Source organism: Cellvibrio sp. ARAG 10.3, assembly GCF_051846955.1.
In the GTDB taxonomy this organism is placed as follows: Bacteria; Pseudomonadota; Gammaproteobacteria; order Pseudomonadales; family Cellvibrionaceae; genus Cellvibrio.
This window is the reverse complement of sequence record NZ_JBPYCU010000019.1, coordinates 24,751-46,376: the sequence shown is the minus strand read 5'-3', so window position 1 is coordinate 46,376 and position 21,626 is coordinate 24,751. Positions and strand designations below refer to the sequence as shown.

Genomic DNA, 21,626 nt, shown 5'->3' with positions numbered 1-21,626 from the left:
CGCCTCAAGTGTCTGGTTAAACTCACCTGCCGGAATATATGTATGAAAATCAGCAACAACGGCAATACTGAGACCACCGCGAATCCCCTACTGATCATTGCAGATGACGATTTGGACGACCAAGTCCTTGTAAAAGATGTTTTACAAGAACATAAGATATCCATGGAAAACACGATATTTGTTAGTGATGGTCAGGAACTGATGGAGACGTTATCTATCATCAAACCTCAGCCGACAATTATTCTGCTGGATCTGAATATGCCGCGCCTTGATGGACGCAAGGCGTTAAAGAGTATCAAAACAAGTGATGTTTACAAACACATTCCTGTGCTAATTTTCACCACATCCAATGCGCAACATGACATTGATTTAAGTTATTCCCAGGGAGCCAACTCCTACTTCACCAAACCGGTTTCGTTTGATGGCCTGATGGATGTGATCGGCATTATTAAACGCTATTGGTTTGAACAGGCCGCAATGCCGTATGGCGCTACTCGCTTGAAGAATTCCCTCGAAAACGCGCTGTAATATTCCTGCAAGACTACACCTATTTGCCAACAGCGGCGCGATTATTTTCTCTACACCAAAAACCCTTGTGCTGTTTAACATACAATGCCGGGTTAAACCAAACGCGCACCGATAAATATAATAATAAATCTGGTGCAGCAATTTGTTAGATTCACTTGACGCATATCTGAATTCGCAATCCGATTTCAATGCTACTATGCGCACTGACCGCGTAATTCCACGTGGTAAATCCACTGTTGAAAAAACCAATTTTTTTACACCCAGTTTCTTACAATAGCCCGGTGATAGTCATGATTGCCACGCTGATTACCCACCCTGCCTGCCATCTGCACCAGATGCCCGAAGGTCACCCGGAGTGTCCGGAACGCCTGGATGCCATCAACAACCAACTTCTGGCCAGCGGCATAGACAGTTTGATTTACCACCGTGAGGCACCAGCGGCCACCGACGAACAATTGTTACGTGTGCATACCTACGATTATCTGCAACGCCTGACGCGGGCCATACCCAGTGAGGGTATTGTGCGCTTCGCTGACGATATTTTTTTATCCCCCGGCACACTGACGGCAGCCCGCCATGCCGCCGGTGCAGGTATTCTGGGTGTGGATATGGTCATGGGCGGCAAAACCGATGCGGTATTTTGTAACGTGCGCCCGGCCGGCCACCATGCAGGGCCGACGCAGCCCATGGGATTTTGTATTTTTAATAATGTCGCGATTGCAGCGGCCCATGCCTTGGCGGTGCACGGTCTTGAACGGATCGCCATCGTGGATTTCGATGTGCACCACGGCAATGGCACCCAGGACATCTTCCTGGAGGAGCCGCGCGTGCTGTTTTGCTCCAGTTTCCAGCACCCGTTTTATCCGCTCACCGCCATTGATAATGTGCCGGACCACATCATCAATATCCCCTTACCGGCCACCTGTCGCAGCGACGGATTTCGCGCGGCGCTGGCCGAACACTGTCTGCCGGCGCTACGCCGGTTTCAACCGCAATTACTGTTGATCTCCGCCGGCTTCGACGGCCATATCGACGACGACATGTCATCGATTCGCCTGGTGGAACAGGATTATGTGTGGATTACCCAACAATTGCGGGATTTAGTCGATGACAGCAAGCAATATGAACCCTCACGGCAATGCCGGGGAATGGTGTCCATGCTGGAGGGCGGTTACGATTTACCGGCATTGGGGCGCTGCGCCATGATGCATATCAAAGCCATGGCGAAGCTTTCTTGAGAATAAGCTATCTTGAGGCAAAGCTTTCTTGGATGGGATTTAAACTGGAGCATTAATCCTGCAGTTTCATACGCATATCAATCAGTCCGTCGTCGCGCAAATACTTCACACTGAAACCCAGGTTGCGTGCCAGGTTGGCCATACCGGCATTTTCCAGCATCGTCACACCGGTTAAATACTGCGTCCCCTGCCCGCGACAGTAATCAATCATTTTTTGCATCAAACGATGACCCAGGCCTGACTGTTTGATATCGCTGCGCACGGCAACTGCAAATTCCGCTTCGGTGTTGTCCGGGTCTTGTTGGGCGTGTACCACGCCGAGAATCTCCGTATCGCCCGCCGGCGTTTCCGCTACGGCAACAAATGCCATTTCGCGCGCGTAATCAATCTGGGTGAAGCGCGCCATTTGTTCGTGGGAAAATTGCGGCAACTCGCCAAAGTAACGCTTGTAGCGATCCTCCCGCGTCAGGGCGTGATCAAAGGCCTGATGCATGCCTTCGTCTTCCGGGCGAATCGGCCGTAAAAATACTTCGCGGCCATTGCGCAGTAAAAAATGTTCTTCCAATTCTTTGGGATAAGGGCGAATGGCCAGGCGACGTTGCGGCGTCGCCGGTGCAATGTCAACGTTAACGTCCAGCACGATGATTTCATCACCCACCGCCAAGGCGGGGTTGATGGTCAGGCCCAGGACATTTTCCTGATCCACAATCATCTGGCTGATCTTGGTTAATAAAATACACAGCGCCTGGCGATTGAGTGGCGAATATAATTGCCGTTCACGAATCTTGCCCTCGGCCAGCGCCTGGATCACCAGATAACGGGCCAATGCCATATTCAACGGCGGCAAGGCCACCACGGCGTTGGTGCGAATGTCCCACACCGAACTGGCTTCGCCTAACAGGATGACCGGCCCGAAGACGGGATCTGTTTGCACCTGAATACGCAGCAGGTGGGCACCGGTGCGGCGCGCCATGGTCTGCAAGGTGAAACCATTCGGTTTTGCCTCGGGATAAAGATCCTGCACCCGTTTCAAGCTGGCCAGGGCCGCCTCTTCCACTTCGGCACGGGTATTTAAATTCAAGACCACACCGCCGATATCGGACTTCAATGGAATATCCGGCACGACAATTTTCAAGGCAACCGGAAATCCCAATAACTCCGCCTGATCAGCCGCTTCGGCTGGCGTGGTAGCCGCCTTGGTAGGAATGGTCGCAATACCATAGGCTTGCAATAATTCGGCGGATTCTTCGCCATTAAGATGCAGGCGCGCATCGTTCAAGGCTGCGGTAATAATGTTATTGGCCCGCTCAGGGTGGTGCGGAATTTCATCGCTCACCGAGTCCGGTGTTTCGGATAATAATTTCTGGTTACGGCGATATTCCACCATGTGCATAAACGCACCGGCCACACCTTCCGGTGTACGAAAGGAGGCAATGCCCGCTTCGGCAAATCGTTGGCGTGCTTCAACGGCGGCGTCTTCGCCCATCCAGTTCACCAACAAATTAGGCTTGCGGCCCTGATGTTCCTGATAGGCTTTGATGACCGCTTCGGCATAGGCGGTCGGCGAACTTAAACCGGTGGGCGCGTGCAGGATCAACACATTATCAATGGTCTTGCTGCGCAATAAAATTTGCATGACCTGGCCATAAAGTTCCGGCAAGGCATCGCCCAACATATTGATAGGATTACTCGCGCGGCCACCGCTGTGAATAATCTGTTGTAATTGGCTGACGATCTCCGGCTCAAGGGTTGCCAGGCGACCACCGCGTTGCAAAAGCGCGTCAATCGCCATCGCACTGGGACCGTGGCCGTTGGATAACACCACCAATTGTTCACCGGTAATCGGCTTGCCGTATGCCAGGGTCTCTACCGCTGCCATCAACTCACGCAAGTCGCCAACACGCAACATACCGGCGCGTCGAAACGCTGCGCTATACACCGCATCTTCACCCATCTTTTCCGGGCCAAGACGCGACGTTGTCGCCATGATTTCAGCATGGGTACCGGCTTTGATTACCAGGATCGGTTTATTAAATGACGCCGCTCGCGCCGCCGACATAAACGCGCGTCCGTCTTGGATGGCGTCGATATACAACAGAATGGCCTGGGTTTTGGGATCGCGCCCGAGGTAATCAATGATCTCATCAAAGTCCACATCGGCTGCATCGCCTGTTGCAATAAAATGCGAAAAACCAATGCGGCGCCGATGAGCCCAGTCCAGCAAGGTTGAGCACACGGCAGATGATTGCGAGACAAACGCAATCTTGCCCGGTTGTGCCGTCGTGTGCGCACAACTCGCGTTTAATCCCAGGCCCGGCACAATGATGCCCAGACAGTTGGGCCCCAGAATACGCACGCCGGATTGCCTGGCAATCTCCAGCATTTGCTCCTGCAAATTGGTGCCTTGGGCGGTGTATAGCGTATCCAGGCCAGCGGCGATGACTATCGCATTGCGGGTGCCTTTGCGGCCCAGTTGCAAAATTATCGCAGGCACCCGCGTCGCGCGGGTACAAATAATGGCGAGGTCCGGCGCTTCCGGTAATTCATCAATCGACCGATAGGCGAGCACGCCATTCACCGCTTTATGGTGCGGCGTTACCGGCATAATCGGGCCATCGAACTGGCCCTGCAATAAATTACGCATGACTACATTGCCAGTGCGCGTCGGCTGGTTGGACGCGCCGATCACCGCAATGGAGCGAGGCTTGAGCAGTTGCTCGATATGTTTGAGGCTCATTCAGCTGCGTCTTTTTTTTCCGATGCCGCCGGGGTTATGGGTTTGAGGATAAATTGCATAGAGGCGGCCAGACCTTCAAGGTTCACTTCATAGGTGATGTAATGTTGTTCCACCCAACTGCCCCAGCGTTCCGCTTTGGTCATCAAGTCCGCGCGATAAACCGCGTTTACGGCGGGCGTCCGCGAGTGATAGTTGGCCGCACGCGTCCATAAATCTCCCCGGTCGTTGTAGAGGTGATCGCGAATCCGCCAGGCCGCCAATTGGTAAGGGTAACAACCGTAAGCCGCCACATCACTTTCAAAGACGCCGTGGGACATAAGGTCTTTTAAATAGGCACTGTTAAATTGCATGGGGCCGACATCGTAGGTGCCGTTGGTATTTCTCACCCATTGCCCCGGTTTGCCGCCCTCTTTTTCAGCGATGGCCAGCAAAATATTCGCCGGCACATTGTATTCAATAGCCGCTTCAACCAAACAGGCAACCGGTTCATGAAGTTCAGGAGGCAGGTCAGCAAATAACATAATCGTCACGTTTGCAAAAAAGTTATTCCATTTTCATCCAAATAAAAATAATTGCAATCATCGCGCGTCAACCACCGCACAAAATCAATCGGCAGATTGTAATGCCCTGTAATGCTCCGGTGGAGCAGCATTGTATAGCATCAGGAATACTTGGCTGGAGGTGAGGTATGGGCCAGGGTCTATCAACAATAAGGAGATAACCATGTCACCCGTTCACCTGCTTCGTTATTCCATATTCACTGTTTCATTACTCACATTCGTTCCCTGCGCCACCGCCAAATTCGTGCGCGATGACGGCGTGGAAAATCCTCCGCTACTGGAGATTCAACGCAGCGGCGAGCAAGCCGTCAAACCCTTGGCAAAATTGAAAAAAGCGGTAGCGCCGGCTCAGCTGACCGGACCACAGGAAGCCTATCTCACCTGGCGGGTAGCCTACACCGAGAGCACCTTGTGGAATCCCGCTACCGGCCGGGATGATCGTGTGCGATTGCGCAGTTACCAGGGCACCCATGTTAATCCTGACGCGCCCTTTGTGGCACCGATGATTCGGGTTGCACCCGGCGACACCATTCGCGCTACGCTCTCCAATCAGCTGCCCGCTGATCCTTCCTGTTACGATCATGAACAACCGGTCAACAAGCCGCACTGTTTTAACGGCACCAATATGCACACCCACGGTTTATGGATCAATCCCGCCGGCAACAGCGATAACGTACTGATTTCGATCAACCCCGGCGTGGATTTTCAATATGAATACAACATTCCCCTGGATCATCCCGCCGGCACCTTCTGGTATCACCCCCACCGCCACGGCTCAACCGCGTTGCAAGTGGGCAGTGGCATGGCCGGCGCGCTGATTATTGACGGCAAGCGCCTACCCACAACAACGGCTCAAGGGGACATTGATACACTCCTGCAGCCAACACCTAAACAATCGTTCAAGGAACGTGTACTCCTGTTCCAGCAAATCCAATACGCCTGCTACACCAAAGGCGAGAATCCGGTTGTGAAAAAAAATGCAGACGGCACCTATCGCTGCGATCCGGATGATGTCGGCGTGGTAGAAAGTTATGCAAATTTCAGCGGTAAAGCCTGGGGACAATCCGGCCGTTACACCAGCATCAACGGCGAGATCCAGCCAGGCTTTTACGACGCAAAAGCCGGACAGGTTGAACGTTGGCGAATAATTCATGGCGGCGTGCGCGACAGCATTAACCTGCAATTTCGTCGCATGAAAGCTGATGTCAGTATTCCCCAACAATTTACGGCAGAACAGCACGAAGACTTCATCACCAAAAACTGTAATGGCGAACAGATACCGCAACATATTATTGCCGCCGACGGCCTCACCACCGCCACCCTGCGGGCAACGGAATCTCTGGTATTCCAACCCGGTTACCGATGGGACTCATTGATGCTGTTTCCCGAAGCCGGTCAATATTGTGTCATTGATGCGGCCGCAGCAGCCTCTGCCAATGTCGACCAGACACCGTCCTCACGCAAACTGTTAGGCATTGTTCATGTGGCAGCCGGCAAGGACAGTGATGCTTCCATCCAACAGCAATTGCAGGTTGCACTCATCGAAGCGGCGAAAGAACATTACTCACCAGAGGTTGCCAGGCTGGTGGTAGATGACCTGAAAAAAAATCGGCTGACAAAATTTGTTCCGCATAAGGATCTACCGCCCACACCCAACAAACAGACCTTATTTTTTAATATGACCTCAACGGATTTTTTAATCGACGATGAAATTTATGAGCCGGGCGTCATCAATCGCACATTGATCCTCGGCAATATTGATGAATGGACGCTCACCTCAAAATCCGGCAGCCACCCTTATCACATCCACGTTAATCCCTTTCAGGTTATTGCTGTGCTCGACCCCAACGGTAAAGATGTGAGCGGGCCGGACGCGGTAGACGACTTCGACACCAGCGGCGCCCCGGACCCGCAGTATCGCGGCATGAAAGGCACCTTCAAGGATACGGTGTGGGTCAAGAATGTCGGCGGCAAGACCTATCAGGTGATCGTGCGTACCCATTACCAGCGCTACATCGGTGATTTTGTCTTGCATTGTCATATTCTGGACCATGAAGACCAGGGCATGATGCAGAACGTGCGGATCGCACTGCCGGACGGGCGCGGCGGCGCGGCAGCCGGACATCATTGATCTTCACCGGCGAGCCATCTTCCCCCAAGATGGCTCGCTTCATGTCAGGCTGTCTTAACGCGCCCGCTTCTCGGTATAATGCGCGCTTTTTGCGGTCGACCCCATGGCACTTACATCCATCATTTCCCATCACCTGTTGCGCCACTCTCCCACCACCGGCGTGAACCTTCATGCACGATCAGAGGTATTTGCCGCAAACGGCAAGCTGGAAGATCTGGTGTACGAATTAAAGTCCAACTTTATTCGCAAAAGCGGTAAGAGTTACGGCCGCTTTTCCAGCGAAACCAGTGAGTTTCCCTTCTCTGCGTGGTTAAAAGAATACCGCGCCGAGCGTTTGGGTTTTGCCAGTTTTACGCAGAAGGCAGCGGAGCACTTCAAACTGGAATTGGAAAAAACCGAATGCCTGATTGATGCCTATGTCTTTTTTGTTGAAGAAAAGATTGAAGCGGGCGAATTTTTGTACGTGTTTATGGCAGAGCACCTACACGGCTCTTATCTGGATGCCGAGCTCGCGCTGGATGACTCTCGCTATCTCGACACCCAGGGTTTTGCACTGGCCGCCAAGATTGATTTATCGGATTGGGATGCGGGCCATTCAGCCACCTATTTATCTTTACTGCGTTCGCGCGGCGAAAAAGAACTATCCGATGCCTTCGCCAACCTGGTTGGCTTTAGCGATAAATACGACATCAAAAACGATACCGCGCAATTCCTGCAAATTGTCGATGATTACGCACAGGAGATGGACGAACAGGCCGCGCGGGTGACACGCACAAAAGTGGTGGATTATTGTCTGGAGCAAAATAAAGCCGGCAAGGCGGTGGTGATTGCGGATTTATCGCAAACGCTTGCCAGCGAAATCAAAACCCATGAGCCGGAACATTTCTCACGGTTTGTGCAGGAAAAACAGCCGGAGAAGAAAGCGGAATTTATTCCGGACAGCAGCCAGATTCGCAATTATGTGCGTATCAGCGGGCGTAATGATTCGTTGAGCATGAGTTTCGCGTCGGAGTGTTTGGGTAAGGAGATTGTGTACGATGCGGAGCAGGATGTATTGACGATTAAAAATATTCCGCCGGCACTTAAGGCAAAATTACTAAAGCATATGAAGGGGGAGTGATCACCTCGATTTTTTCGAAGGGGTTTAAGAACCTAGGTCGTTCTTGAAAGTACTTTGTAGTACGTTTGTCATTAGGCTTTTGGTTTCGAAAACGCATAAATACATCCCTGTAGCTCCTTCAAGTCGTCCCTGACTTGAAGGTTTCGAAACCAAAAGCCTAACGCCAAACTCGGATCGCGCGTCGCGTCGGTCGAGTGTGGCGTGTCAGTTTTGTCTATTCTGCTAACCGCGTTGGCATATCCAGTAAGACCGTATACTCCCGTTGTAAGCGACCGGTCGGCCAGCGGGCTTCGAGAATAAATTCAAGGTAGGGTTCGGTGATGGGGCGCGGTGAAGTTATTAATACCACTCGCCGATTTAGATCTACCGTGAATTTGAAATCGCTATAAAAGAAAAAGTGTTCCAGTTTGCGTTGTGTAAATTCCTCAATAGAAGCAAAACTCACCAGAATTTCTTCCGCGCTGATACTACCCAGATTGGTTAATGCGACCTCCGCTTTAAACGGCTCGTTGAGTGTTGATTGCAGTTTCAATTCACCCAGGCCAACCGCCGCCGCTTGCGTGGCCCATAGGCACAAGATCGCGCCCAGGATTGATACCCATTTGTTTTGTTTTTTCATCATGCCAACCTTTTGGGATATAAGGACAGAAACTGAACTGCATTGATTCTAGACCAAGGTTTGCAACAGCGTAGCGACGGACTCCACGGATTCAGATTTTATTGTGTCGCCGTGCGGATGGCTTGACTATTCGTTACCAGGCAGAAAACTTTTGTGCGAGTTTTTCCTGTCGGAAATGCGCCACAATAAAATCAACAAATACGCGCGTCTTGGCGGGTAACATCTTTGCGCTGGCAAAGTAAATGGATACAGGGCCTGCGTCATAACACCACTGCGGTAGTAGCCGTATCAGTTGGCCTTGCTGAAGATACGGCAGCGCGTGGGAGTGCGGCACCAGCCCTACGCCCAGACCCGACGCGGCTGCCTGGCAGATCGCTTCCGGATCATTGAGGATCACCCGTGGTCGGGGCTCTACCACCACCAGTTCGCCAGTGATGGTCTGCAAATGCCAGGGCTGGATTCGACCGGTGTTGGACGAGCGACGCATGATGCCGTCCCACCCAAGCAAGTCCTGGGGTACGACTGGAAGGGGTTTATTTGCCAGAAAACCGGGAGAGGCTACCGTTACTAATTGCGCCCTTGCCAACTCGCGGGCCACAACGCCGGGAGCCAGATCAATACCGCCGCCGATTGCTGCATCCAGCCCTTCGTTGACTAAATCCACCTGGCGATTTTCAAAACGCCAGTCCGGTTGGATGTCCGGATACTGCTCCATAAACCGGGCGAGCAAAGGCAGTATGTACTGCTGACCAAACGCGAAGGCGAGGCTCACCCGTAATACACCTGCCGGTTTGTCGCGCTGCCGACTGGCGTTGGCCACCGCCGCCTGAACACTATTCAGGCCGTCACTGACCTCCAGCAAAAAACTTTCCCCGGCCTCGGTCAACGTCAGTCTGCGGGTACTGCGATGGAATAACCGCACGCCTAACGCGCGCTCCAGCATGGCCACGTTTTTGCTCACCCCTGCCGGGGTTAAACCCAGCAGCCTGGCTGCCGCTGAAAAGCTGCCGGTCTCCGCGCTTCTGACAAAGGATTCAATTCTCGCCAAGCTTTCCATTCCATTCGCCTTTAACTTTTGGTTGAAAAAGTTTTCCCTAATTACCCGCTACTTGTAAAGCAATAAAATCCTCACACTGGCTCCACACGTTGTTACTGAAACCGGGTTCACGACACCCACGGGTGGCTGGCCCATCTTTACGGAGCAAACATCATGAAACTGAATGGAAAAGTAGCCCTGGTTACGGGCGGATCACGGGGCATCGGTGCCGCTATTGCCAAACGTTTGGCTCGGGAGGGCGCCCAGGTGGCGATTACCTGGTCCACCAACCCTGACAAAGCAACTGAGGTTGTAGAGAGCATCAAGGCGGCAGGTGGTCATGCCATAGCCATACAAGCCGACAGTGCGAACCCTGCCGATATCCGGCGCGCCGTCGCCAGTGTCGTCGAGCAGGAAGGTGGATTGGATATCCTGATCAATAACGCTGGCGTTGCCACGATGGTGCCGGTCGAGGAATTCCAGGAGGCCGATTTTGATCGGTTAATGGCGGTGAATGTGAAGGGCGTTTACGTTGCGACGCAGGAAGCCTTGCGCCATCTGAAAGCCGGAGGCCGCATTATTAATATTGGCAGCATCAACGCTGAGGTGGTGCCTTTTCCCGGTATGGCAGTCTACGCCATGAGCAAAGCAGCTATTGCGACCTTCACCCGCGGTCTGGCGCGCGAAGTGGGTGCGCGGGGCATTACGGTTAACAACATCCAACCCGGTCCGGTGAATACCGACATGAATCCGGCCGACTCGGATTTTGCGGAAACATTGCGCGGGCTTATGGCTGTCCCACGGTACGGCTCAGCCGAGGAGATCGCCGGCCTTGCCGCGTATTTGGCCAGCGACGAATCTGCCTTTGTCACAGGTGCCAGCTGGAATATCGATGGGGGTTTTGCTTTATAACACCCTCATTTCGGCGGCGACAAAGGCGATTTCAACCCGCATCGCCGGGTTTAATAATTCCACTTTCAAACACGCGCGCGAAGGCGCGCAGCCGGCGGGCAACCAGGCTTCCCACTCGCGGTTTAGCACGGGCACGTCGGCGATATCGGTGATGTAGATGGTGGCGGAGATCAAGCGGGATTTATCGCTCTGGCATTGCGCCAGAGTGGCTTCGGCCTGTGCAAAAATCTGCCGGACCTGCGCGGCCATATCCACGGCGGTGTCTTCGGGGACTTCGACAAAATGAATCAGGCCGTTGTAAATCGTCGCGTCGGACCAGCGTGGAGTTGGGTTTATGCGTTGGATATTCATGAGGGTTCCCGTGGGATTTAAAAATGTGGGGGCGAATCTTAACGGAGTTGGGGTGAGTGATGGGATATTAATCGGTGGAGAGGGTGTCGGATTACGCCGCTGCGCGGCTAATGCGACCTACGTATTCTTTAAAAAATGTTGGGGTCAATGCACCAGGCATCTTCCCCCAACCAAGCGTCCAAACAACCTTTACCCGCAGCGGTTTAAATCAAATCATCAATACGAATCGGCAAACGGCGAATGCGTTTGCCAGTTGCGTGGAACACGGCATTGGCCACCGCCGCGTCCATCCCGACATTGCCCAATTCACCTACGCCCTTCACGCCGATTGGTCCGAGGGTGTCGTCCACTTCCGGCACCAGGATGATGTCCACTTTGCCGATATCCGCATTGGCGGAGATCAGGTATTCCCCGAGGTTGTCATTCACGTAACGGGCGTGGTGCGGGTCCAGCTCCAGCTTCTCGTGCAGGGCCGAGCTGATACCCCAGATCACACCGCCCATCAATTGGCTGCGAGCGGTGCGTTCATTGATGATCCGGCCGGCAGCGAAGGCGCTCACACTGCGGCGCATGCGAATCTCGCGCGTCAGCCGGTGGATAGCAACTTCCACAAAATGCGCACCGAAGGAATATGCCGTGCGCCCTTCCATCCAGGCGCCGCCACCGCCTTGCACGCGCCCCTGATAGAGCGCGGTCATCGCCTCCTGCTTAGCGCCCGGCGGCAGCCATTGGCCCAGTTCTTCAATGGAACCCAGGCCCGCTGCGGCCAATACATCCAGAATATTGCCCGGCTTGTCGCCGAGCTTGTGGCGAATGGCGGTGCACGCCGCCGTGATGGCTGAACCGATCACACCCGTGGTCATGGAGCCACCCGAGTAAGGCGCGGGTGGCAGGCGGCTATCGCCCAGCTCCACCGTCACCGCCGACACCGGTACCGCCAGCGCCTCCGCCGCCATCTGCGCGAACACGGTATACGCGCCGGTACCCATATCGTGGCTGGCGACGCTGACCTGCACCTTGCCGTGCTGGCTGATACTCACCCGCGCCGTTCCCGGCCCGAAATAAGTGGGGTACAAGGTGGACGCACACCCCCAGCCCAACTGCCAATCCCCCTCGCGCATCTGTCCCGGACGCGGATCGCGGTTGCGCCAGCCAAATTGCTCTGCCGCCTGGCGGTAACATTCCGTCAGCGAACGACTGGTAAAGGGATACCCACTCACCGGATCAACTTTCGGTTCATTGCGTAACCGCAGCTCCACCGGGTCCATCTCCAATTTGTAGGCCAGTTCGTCCATGGCGCATTCAATAGGAAAAACAAACGGCACTTCCGGTGGCGAACGCATGGCGGCGGGCGTTGCGCGATCCACCTCCGTAACATTCAAACGGGTTTCAATATTGGGACACTCATAGAGCCGCGCGGTATTGTGGCTGCCGTTCATGGAAACCAGATCGTGACGCGAGGTGGATTCCCAGCTCTCGTGGCGGTAGGCGCTCAAGGCGCCGCTTTCACTGGCGGCCAGCACCAGGCGGTGGCGCGTCTCAGCGCGGTGGCCAATGGTAATAAACCCCTGGCTGCGCGTATCGGTGGAACGGATCGGGCGTTTTAATTCTTTAGCGGCCAGAGCAGCCAGCGCCATGCGCGGTGTTAATGCGCCCTTGCCGCCAAAACCACCGCCCACGTAGGGACTACGGATGATGACATCTTCCGGATTCAAGCCGAACTGCTCCGCCAAGCCATACTGTTTGACGCCCAGCCACTGACTGGGCTCATGAAAGATCAGCTTGCCCTCCTCCCAGTAGCACGTGGAGGAATACAACTCCATGGCCGCGTGAACCTGCCCCGAGGTTTCATACTCCGCCTCTACCACGTGCGCCGCCGTGCGCAACGCGCCAGTCACATCGCCCTTGGTGATATCACCCTTGCCGCCGCCGGCTTCTTCAACGGTCAAGCTGCAGCCATGGGGTGAGCCAAAGCTGGCAGCGGCGGGCTCAATGACGTATTCCACGATGATGCGGTGCGCCGCTTCCCGCGCGGTTTCCGCCGTCTCGGCCACCACAAAGCCGATGATCTGCCCGGCGTAGGCAATCTGGTCGCTTTGCAGCGGGAAAAAAGCCGAGGGGCCGTAGCCCCCTTTGCCCTGGGAGGTCGTAGGTTTGAATTTGCCTTTGACGTCCTGCCAAGTATAAACGGCGAGGACGCCCGGCAGCGCCCTGGCGGCTTTGATGTCCATCCTGGCGATACGTCCGCGAGCTATCCGGCTGGTGACCAGATGCCCATACGCCAGGTTTTTCACCGGCAGATCTTCTGCATAGGGCGTTTTACCCGTGACTTTCAGGCGCCCCTCGATACGCGGCAAGGGCGCACCAATAAGCGGTTTGACTGAATCAGCGGACATGGGCTAGACCTCCATGGCGTGGGCTTGCAACAAGGCACGGGTGAGGGTCTGTACGCCCAGCGCCACCTTGAAACCGTTGTCGGATAATGGGCGGCTTTCAGCAAAAGCGACACGGCTGGCGGCCTCGGCGGTGGCCTCATCAAGACGTTTGCCGATCAGGAATTGCTCAGCCCGGCTCGCCCGCCAAGGCATGCTCGCCACACCGCCCAGGGCGATACGCACCTCACCCACACGGTCACGATCCAGCCTCAGCGCAACCGCTGCCGATGTCAGGGCGAAGGCAAAACTGCTACGGTCCCGCACCTTCACATAACAGGAACGGCGGGTATGGGCACCGACAGGAAGATGAATCGCACTGATCAGCTCCGCCGGTTGCAATTGCGGTTTACCCGGATAGGGATCGACACCATACAAGTCAGCCACGGCGAGCTGCCGCTGCCCCGTCGGCCCATGGACTGTCAGTTGGGCATCCAGCGCAATCAGAGCTTGCGCCAGATCACCGGGATAGGTCGCCACGCAGATGTTATTCCCACCCAGCAATGCATGTTGGCGGTTCGCGCCCACCAGCGCTGCACACCCGGAACCGGGATTGCGGCGGTTGCAGGCCTCCCAGGCAGTATCGCGATAGTAGGGACAACGGGTTTCCTGCAAGAGGTTGCCGCCCAGCGACGCCATATTGCGAATCTGCTGGCTGGCCGCCTGCGCCAGCGACTCGGCTATAACCGGTGCGTGGCGACGCACCACCGGGTCCCGCACGACTTCAGCCATGGATGCAAAGGCGTTCAGACGCAAGCGGCCGTCGTGCACGCCTGCTGGCGCGACATTGGTGGTCCGCAGATTACCGAGGTCAATAACCACTAGCGGGTTGAGAACTTCCAGACGCATCAGATCCACCAAGGTGGTACCGCCGGCGAGGTAACGGACCGCCTGAGCGCGCTGGTGTGCTTCATTGGCCAGTTGTACCGCTTCATCCACTGTGTTTATTCGAAAATGATGGAAAGGTTGCATCCTCAGTCCTCCATCATGCTGGCAGCATCCGCGATGGCGGCCACGATATTGGGATAGGCCGCGCAGCGACACAGGTTGCCACTCATGGCCTCGCGGATAGATTCAGGTGATGTGGCCAGGCCGCTCTCGATACACTGCAATCCGGCCATAATCTGGCCCGATGTGCAGTAGCCGCACTGGAAGGCATCGTGCATGATAAACGCCGCCTGCAGCGGATGAAGTTCCGTATCGTTCGGTGCCAGGCCTTCAATGGTACGGATGGTCTGCCCTTGGGCAGTCACGGCCAGGGTCAGGCAGGAGGCCACCGTCTGGCCATTGATCATCACCGTACAGGCGCCACACTGGCCGTGATCACAGCCTTTCTTGGTGCCGGTCAGCTGCAAGTGTTCGCGCAGGGTATCCAACAGACTGGTACGGACATCCACCTTCATTTCATAGGTGCGTTGGTTAACCCGCAGAGTGATGGGCACAGGCGCGCGTGCATCCAGCGGTTTAGCTTGATCCGGCGCTTTGGCCAGGGCTCCTTGCCCGGCGATAAGGGCCGCACCCCCGGCAGACGCGCGAAAAGAAGCGCGAAAGAAGCTTCGGCGACTTAAAGACACGGGTTCATTTTCATTATCTGACATGCGTAACACCTCCGGCAGAAACAGAAGTGTCGCTATTACAACGGTGAGCAAAGCCCCGCCGCCACTGGCTTGGGACAATTGACGGGATGGAGGGACGAATTAGTCCGAACAGGCCCTCATTACGTCGAACTGATCCAGGGCTTCCTTGAATTTGCGCCCGATGTTTAACTCCCGTCCACTGCGTAAACGGACCAGGTCATTGCCGGACGATTGGCGTTTGATGCGCTCGATGGCGTGGATATTGACGATATGAGAACGGTGGATACGGACAAAATCAGCGGGTGGTAAGAGCGCCTGTACATCGCTCATGGTCATACGCAGCAAATAAGGTTGGTCGCCGTCCGCAAATAACTCCACATAATTGCGCGCGGCCACGACACATTCGAGCTTATTGATTTGTAACAGACACTGATCATTACCTTTACTGACCAGGATCACCGAGGGATAAGTGGCTTTGCTCTCTGGCTTACCATCAGCCGGCGACTCAAGCAGCGCAGGTGCCGATGACGTGGACGCCTGGGCGGTCAGCGATTTCAGCAGGTAGATATGCCACAAGGACAACACCACCGCCACCGCCGCAATGTAACGCGGCACAAAGATCATCGCGCTCTCGACGGCGCTCCGCGTATCGGTAAGCACATCAACACTGACACGAAAGGACACCGTTGCTACAAGGATGATGGAGCCGAGGCGCAAGTAGTTAGCCAGGCTGCCGTTGATATTACGGCGCAGGCTTTTAAACACCAGCGGCGTTATCAACAACCATACTATCCATTCACGCACCGCCCAGACCAACGAGCCGATAAAGTCCGGTGGCGTGGGCATCAACAAGGCTTGATAGAGAGTGCAATAACAACTGAGCACCACCATGTAACCGCCCCACCCCACCACCGACGCACTGATCTCGCGGCGCTGTAAACCGAGCGGAACGTAATTGAAAAGTGATATAGGGTTAGCCATAACAGATCCAGGCCATTGGCGTTCACTGATAAGACGAAATGTCCGAAATTCTATTCCTCTCTATCCCTGAGTCAACTGACATCACATGCCAATATACGCCGGGCCACTCCCTCCCTCCGGCGTTTTCCATACAATATTCTGCTTGGGATCTTTGATGTCGCAGGTTTTGCAGTGGATGCAGTTTTGCGCATTGATCTGCAAACGCGGCCCGGTATCGCCGGTGAGAATTTCATAAACGCCCGCCGGACAATAGCGTTGTTCTGGCGCATCAAAGGTCGGCAAATTGTAAGCCACAGGGATGGTGTCATCTTTTAAGGTGAGATGATTGGGCTGGTTGTCTTCGTGGCTGATATTGGATAGCGCAATGGAAGACAAGCGATCAAAGGTCAGTTTTCCGTCCGGCTTGTCATAGTGAATCGGTTGCGCCTGCTGAACGGTTTGCAAACTTTCGTTGTCGGGATTTTTATGGCGCAAGGTCCAGGGCAAACGCAAGCCCAGGCTGGCGAGCCACATATCCATACCGGCGTATAACATACCGCCCCAGGTGCCGAATTTACTCAGCGCCGGTTTTACATTGCGAACTTTATCCAGATCTTTATAAGCCCAGGATGTTTTGAAGTCGTCGGCATACTGCACCAATTCATCTTGCGCACGATCACTCGCAATCGCCACCAGCGCCGCATCGGCGGCGAGCATGCCGGATTTCATCGCGTTGTGTGACCCTTTGATACGCGGCACGTTAACCATGCCCGCCGCACAACCGATCAAGGCACCGCCGGGAAACACCAGTTTCGGCAGCGATTGAATACCGCCCTCGGAAATCGCACGGGCGCCATAGGCAATACGTTCACCACCATTTAATAAATCGCGCACCAGCGGGTGGGTTTTAAAACGCTGGAATTCATCGAAGGGTGAAAGGTATGGATTGCTGTAATTCAAATGCACCACGAAACCAACGGCCACCTGATTCTCTGCCTGGTGATAGATAAAACCGCCACCGCCGGTGTCTTTGTCCAACGGCCAGCCCAGGGTATGGGTCACCGAACCCGGGCGATATTTTTCCGGCGCAATCTGCCAGATTTCCTTAAAGCCCAAACCGTAATGTTGATGCTGTGCATCAGCGCGCAGATTGAAACGCGTTTCCAGTTCCCGCGTCAGCGAACCGCGTGCGCCCTCGGCAAATAACGTGTAACGCGCATGCAATTCCATACCCGGTGTGTATTCCGGTTTATGCTGACCATCTTTGGCAATGCCCATATCGCCGGTGGCAACACCTTTCACGGCACCTTGCTCGTCATAGAGCACTTCGGCGGCAGCAAAACCGGGATAAATTTCTACTCCCAGGGCTTCGGCTTGTTCGCCTAACCACTGACACACCTTACCAAGGCTGATGATGTAGGTGTTTTTATTGTGCATTAACGGCGGCAATAAGAAATGCGGAATCGCGCGGGATTTTTTTTCATCGAGGACAACAAAATTATCGGTGGTTACCGGGGCATAAACCGGCGCGCCCTGCGTCTGCCAATCGGGTATTAATTCATTCAAGGCAACCGGATCAATCACGGCGCCGGAAAGAATATGCATGCCCACCGCCGAGGCTTTTTCCAGCACACACACGCTGACCTCCCGCTGTTGTGCAGCAGCTTGCTGCTTCAGGCGGATGGCCGCCGCTAACCCGGAAGGACCTGCGCCCACGATAACCACGTCGTACTGCATGCTGTCACGTTGCATGAATGTTTCCTTATTTAATTATCTGGAAATTTAATTATCCCGAATGTTAACGATATTCCATCGGTCGGCCATCGGGGCGCTTCATCACAATTTCATCACTGCGCGCTGCACCCTGGGCAACTTCGCGACATAACTGTAAGAAGGCTTCGATACCGGCGGTGCGAAATTTCTGACGGTGTAACACAAAATTAAATTGCCGTTTCAGGTCCAGGCCGGGGATATCCAATGGCACCAGACTGCCGCGTCGAAACGCATCCTTTAAGGCCAAACGCGAAATACAACCAATGCCCATACCCGCCTCCACCGCGCGCTTGATCGCCTCGGTGTGTTCCAGCTCCAGGCGAATATCCAGCTTGGTCAGTACATGCCGAAACGCCGCGTCGAACACTTGCCGGGTACCGGAGCCGGCTTCGCGCAAGATCCAGGCTTCTCTGGTGACCTCATCCAGCGTCACTTGGTTTCGCCCGGCCAGCGGGTGGTCCGGTGCAGCAAAGATCACCAGTTCATCATCTACCCAGGGCGTAATGTCCAGGTCGGGATGCTGGCTGTCGCCTTCGATTAAACCAAAGTCGAGTTTCAAGTGAGCCACTTGCTCCACCACCATGGCCGTATTGTGCACCTCAAGTTTGACCCGCGTGCCAGGATGGCGGTGCATATATTCCCCGATCAGCATAGTCGCCAGATAGTTGCCCACCGTCAGGGTGGCCCCGATCCGCAACGACCCCAGGCCGCTACCGCCCGCCAGCATGGATTCCAGCTGCTCAGCCCGATCCAGCAGTTCAATGGCTTGGGGCAGGATCTGCCGCCCCCGTTCATTGAGCTGCAAGCGTTTGCCGTGACGGTCAAACAAGCGCGTATCAAACTGCTTTTCCAGTTCGGACAAGGCCATACTGGTGGCGGACTGGGACAGGGATAATGCCTCCGCGGCCCGGGAGACGCTTTCCTGACGACCGATGGCGACGAAAACTTCCAATTGGCGAAGTGAGTATTTCATATCAGTATTATTGACTAAGGATATAAATATAATCAACTTATCAGATAAACATTGTCTCTTTATAATGGTCACAAACTGGCCGCTGCTGTAACCCTGCGGCCGTTAAACCAGAGAGGATCAACCATGAAGGTGGTAGTCAGTATCAAGCGCGTCGTGGATCACAACATCCGTGTTCGCCCCAAAGCGGACGGTTCGGATGTGGACACCGCAACCCTCAAGATGAGTATCAACCCCTTTGATGAACATGCGGTTGAAGAAGCGGTGCGGCTGAAAGAAGCCGGGCTGGTCAGCGAAATTGTGGCCGTCACCATTGGCACCACCCAGCATCAGGATGTGTTGCGTCACGCCCTGGCCATGGGGGCGGACCGCGCCATTCTGATTGAGGGCGATGCGGACCTGTCATCCCGCGCTACGGCGAAAGTCCTGCTGGAAATTGCCAAACGCGAGCAACCGGATCTGTTCCTGCTGGGCAAACAGGCGATTGATGCCGATGCCGCTGAAACCGGGCAGATGTTAGCGGCCTTGTGGAATGTCGGCCAAGGCACCTTCGCGTCGAAGATCGTCCTTAGCGATAACAAGGCGCTCGTCACCCGCGAAGTCGACGGTGGTCAGGAAACCGTGGAATTGGCCTTGCCTGCCGTGGTGACCGCCGACTTGCGCCTTAACGAGCCGCGCTATTTGAAATTACCCAACCTGATGCAAGCGAAGAAAAAGCCCCTGGAAACCCTGCCCATTGCGGAGCTCGGCGTAGACACCAGCAGTCAATTGCAGTTAGTCAAAGTGGAAGAACCACCAGCACGCTCACCCGGCGTCAAGGTTGCCAGCGTGCAGGAACTGATCGATAAATTGCGTCACGACGCGAGGATTTCATTATGAGTACGTTAATCATCGCCGAATACGATCAACAACGTTTGCGTGCCTCCACGCGCTCAGCCATCACCGCTGCGGCGGTGTTAGGTGATGCCATTGACGTGTTGATCGCCGGAGAAAATGTGGGCGCTGTTGCCGAACAAATTGCGCGGCTGAACGGTGTCAGGCGTGTTCGCGTTGCCGATGACGCGCGCTATGCCAATCCCCTGGCCGAAAATCTTGCGCCGCTGATTGTGAGTATCGCCAACGACTATCAGGCCATCATCAGCGCGGCGACCAGCTTCGGTAAAAATCTGTTGCCGCGCGTAGCCGCGCTGTTGGATGTCGATATGGTGTCAGAAGTCACCGCCATCATCGACAGCAACACCTATGTACGCCCGATTTACGCGGGGCATTTAAACGCGACTGTGCGTAACGAAGCGGCGGTTAAAATTTTTACCATTCGCGCAACGGCGTTTGAACCGGCAATCGAGGGTGACAATACAGCAGCGATTGAGACGCTCGCAGCGACAGAAGCCACATCCCTGGCGCACTGGGTCGGCAGCGCAATTCAACGAAGCGAACGGCCCGAATTGAGTACCGCAAGCGTGGTTGTCAGCGGCGGGCGCTCATTGGGCAGCGCGGAAAAATTCCAGCAATTGTTAACGCCCCTGGCCACCAAACTGAACGCCGCCATTGGCGCAACCCGCGCCGCCGTCGACGCTGGTATTGCACCTAATGAGTATCAAGTCGGCCAAACGGGAACCGTCGTCGCACCGGATTTGTATATTGCCGTCGGCGTATCCGGCGCAACTCAACATATCGCCGGTATTAAAGACAGCCGCGTGATCGTGGCCATCAACCACGACCCGGACGCGCAGATTTTCCAGTGGGCCGATTACGGTTTGGTAGCCGACCTGTTCGACTCCGTCACCGAACTGGAAAAATCCCTGCTCCACTAATTAACCGTAGGTCGGATTAGCCAAAGGCGTAATCCGACACCAACCTTATTCACACCACATAGACCCAAAGGACCACCCACACAATGGCAGCCGTTGAACCGGAAAAAGTTTTAAGCGTTCACCACTGGAACGAATCACTGTTCAGTTTCACCACCACACGCAGCGACTCATTGCGCTTTGAAAGCGGCCAATTTGTGATGATCGGTTTGCAGGTAGACGGACGCCCACTCCTGCGTGCCTACAGTATTGCCAGCGCCACCTACGACGAACACCTGGAATTTTTTAGCATCAAGGTTCCCAACGGTCCCCTGACTTCACGTCTGCAACACCTGAAGGTAGGTGATGAGCTATTGGTAGGCCGCAAACCCACCGGCTCATTGTTATTAACAGATTTAAAACCCGGCAAGCATTTATATTTTTTAAGCACCGGCACCGGGCTCGCACCTTTTTTAAGTTTGATTCGCGATCCGGAAGCCTACGCACAGTACGAAAAAATTATCCTGGTGCACGGCGTGCGTACGGTCAGTGAACTGGCTTATGCAGATTTCATCACCAAAGAACTGCCCGAGCATGAATACCTCGGCGAGGACGTGCGCGAGAAATTAATCTACTACCCCACCGTTACCCGCGAACCCTTTCGCAATCAAGGGCGCTTAACCGATTTGATTAACAGCGGAAAATTATTTGACGATATCGGTTTACCGCCGCTCAACCCGGAAACGGATCGCGCCATGCTGTGCGGTAGCCCTGCCATGCTAACCGACACCTGCGCGCTGCTGGACGCGCGCGGCTTTGCTATTTCTCCACGTATTGGTGAAGCTGGCGACTACGTCATTGAACGAGCGTTTGTGGAAAAATAATGAGCCGA

19 protein-coding genes are annotated in these 21,626 nt (G+C 54.7%); 8 read left to right on the top strand and 11 right to left on the bottom strand.

From position 1 onward, the window contains the following. Positions 1-42 precede the first annotated feature (42 nt). Positions 43-528: a response regulator gene (locus ACSV5M_RS18475; RefSeq protein ID WP_439178010.1), complete on the top strand. Its 486-nt coding sequence runs from the start codon at positions 43-45 to the stop codon at positions 526-528. Between the two features lie 290 nt (positions 529-818). After that, on the top strand, positions 819-1,766 hold the full coding sequence (locus tag ACSV5M_RS18470; RefSeq protein WP_439178008.1) for a histone deacetylase family protein: 948 nt from the start codon (positions 819-821) through the stop codon (positions 1,764-1,766). A 52-nt stretch (positions 1,767-1,818) separates the two neighbouring features. Here the strand turns inward: ACSV5M_RS18470 and ACSV5M_RS18465 are convergent, their stop codons facing one another. Beyond that, complete coding sequence (locus tag ACSV5M_RS18465) at positions 1,819-4,503, bottom strand: bifunctional acetate--CoA ligase family protein/GNAT family N-acetyltransferase (protein WP_439178006.1); 2,685 nt, start codon at positions 4,501-4,503, stop codon at positions 1,819-1,821. Beyond that, positions 4,500-5,024, bottom strand: coding sequence for a hypothetical protein (locus ACSV5M_RS18460; protein WP_439178005.1), 525 nt, complete (start codon positions 5,022-5,024; stop codon positions 4,500-4,502). The genes ACSV5M_RS18465 and ACSV5M_RS18460 overlap by 4 nt, the downstream gene beginning before the upstream one ends. A 202-nt stretch (positions 5,025-5,226) precedes the next feature. Here ACSV5M_RS18460 and ACSV5M_RS18455 point away from each other — a divergent pair, with 202 nt between their 5' ends. Continuing rightward, positions 5,227-7,194, top strand: a complete 1,968-nt coding sequence (locus tag ACSV5M_RS18455) for a multicopper oxidase family protein (protein WP_439178004.1) — start codon at positions 5,227-5,229, stop codon at positions 7,192-7,194. Between the two features lie 103 nt (positions 7,195-7,297). Continuing rightward, a complete protein-coding gene (locus tag ACSV5M_RS18450) occupies positions 7,298-8,314 on the top strand; it encodes a nucleoid-associated protein (RefSeq protein WP_439178003.1) in 1,017 nt (338 codons plus the stop codon). Between the two features lie 214 nt (positions 8,315-8,528). Here ACSV5M_RS18450 and ACSV5M_RS18445 read toward each other — a convergent pair whose 3' ends face one another. After that, positions 8,529-8,933, bottom strand: a complete 405-nt coding sequence (locus ACSV5M_RS18445; protein ID WP_439178002.1) for a type IV pilus assembly protein FimV — start codon at positions 8,931-8,933, stop codon at positions 8,529-8,531. 133 nt (positions 8,934-9,066) lie between these two features. Continuing rightward, positions 9,067-9,990, bottom strand: a complete 924-nt coding sequence (locus ACSV5M_RS18440) for a LysR family transcriptional regulator (protein WP_439178000.1) — start codon at positions 9,988-9,990, stop codon at positions 9,067-9,069. A gap of 153 nt (positions 9,991-10,143) precedes the next feature. On the opposite strand from ACSV5M_RS18440, the gene ACSV5M_RS18435 reads away from it, so the two are divergent. Further along, complete coding sequence (locus ACSV5M_RS18435) at positions 10,144-10,881, top strand: 3-oxoacyl-ACP reductase family protein (protein WP_439177998.1); 738 nt, start codon at positions 10,144-10,146, stop codon at positions 10,879-10,881. On the opposite strand, the gene ACSV5M_RS18430 is transcribed toward ACSV5M_RS18435, so the two are convergent. The 7 genes from ACSV5M_RS18430 to ACSV5M_RS18400 form a co-directional block, all read right to left on the bottom strand. Beyond that, positions 10,876-11,232: a RidA family protein gene (locus tag ACSV5M_RS18430; RefSeq protein WP_439177997.1), complete on the bottom strand. Its 357-nt coding sequence runs from the start codon at positions 11,230-11,232 to the stop codon at positions 10,876-10,878. The two genes, ACSV5M_RS18435 and ACSV5M_RS18430, sit on opposite strands and share 6 nt — an antisense overlap. A 203-nt stretch (positions 11,233-11,435) precedes the next feature. Continuing rightward, the gene (locus ACSV5M_RS18425) at positions 11,436-13,628 is read right to left on the bottom strand and encodes a xanthine dehydrogenase family protein molybdopterin-binding subunit (RefSeq protein ID WP_439177995.1); all 2,193 of its coding nucleotides are present in this window, start codon (positions 13,626-13,628) and stop codon (positions 11,436-11,438) included. A 3-nt stretch (positions 13,629-13,631) separates the two neighbouring features. Further along, positions 13,632-14,636 (bottom strand): FAD binding domain-containing protein, encoded by a 1,005-nt coding sequence (locus tag ACSV5M_RS18420; RefSeq protein ID WP_439177993.1) that lies wholly within the window; start codon positions 14,634-14,636, stop codon positions 13,632-13,634. Positions 14,637-14,638: 2 nt separating this feature from the next. Then, complete coding sequence (locus ACSV5M_RS18415) at positions 14,639-15,262, bottom strand: (2Fe-2S)-binding protein (protein ID WP_439177991.1); 624 nt, start codon at positions 15,260-15,262, stop codon at positions 14,639-14,641. A gap of 99 nt (positions 15,263-15,361) precedes the next feature. Continuing rightward, positions 15,362-16,222: a LytR/AlgR family response regulator transcription factor gene (locus ACSV5M_RS18410; protein ID WP_439177990.1), complete on the bottom strand. Its 861-nt coding sequence runs from the start codon at positions 16,220-16,222 to the stop codon at positions 15,362-15,364. An 81-nt stretch (positions 16,223-16,303) separates the two neighbouring features. After that, entirely contained in the window at positions 16,304-17,953 is a 1,650-nt protein-coding gene (locus ACSV5M_RS18405) for an electron transfer flavoprotein-ubiquinone oxidoreductase (protein WP_439177988.1), read from the bottom strand. 46 nt (positions 17,954-17,999) lie between these two features. Further along, the gene (locus tag ACSV5M_RS18400) at positions 18,000-18,947 is read right to left on the bottom strand and encodes a LysR family transcriptional regulator (RefSeq protein WP_439177987.1); all 948 of its coding nucleotides are present in this window, start codon (positions 18,945-18,947) and stop codon (positions 18,000-18,002) included. 123 nt (positions 18,948-19,070) lie between these two features. Between ACSV5M_RS18400 and ACSV5M_RS18395 the strand changes: the two genes are divergently transcribed. From ACSV5M_RS18395 to ACSV5M_RS18385, 3 genes are all read left to right on the top strand, one after another. After that, on the top strand, positions 19,071-19,823 hold the full coding sequence (locus ACSV5M_RS18395; RefSeq protein ID WP_439177985.1) for an electron transfer flavoprotein subunit beta/FixA family protein: 753 nt from the start codon (positions 19,071-19,073) through the stop codon (positions 19,821-19,823). Then, positions 19,820-20,758 (top strand): FAD-binding protein, encoded by a 939-nt coding sequence (locus ACSV5M_RS18390; protein ID WP_439177984.1) that lies wholly within the window; start codon positions 19,820-19,822, stop codon positions 20,756-20,758. Before ACSV5M_RS18395 ends, ACSV5M_RS18390 begins: the two co-directional genes overlap by 4 nt. Positions 20,759-20,841: 83 nt before the next feature. Then, on the top strand, positions 20,842-21,618 hold the full coding sequence (locus ACSV5M_RS18385; RefSeq protein ID WP_439177982.1) for a ferredoxin--NADP reductase: 777 nt from the start codon (positions 20,842-20,844) through the stop codon (positions 21,616-21,618). The last annotated feature ends 8 nt before the right edge of the window (positions 21,619-21,626 follow it).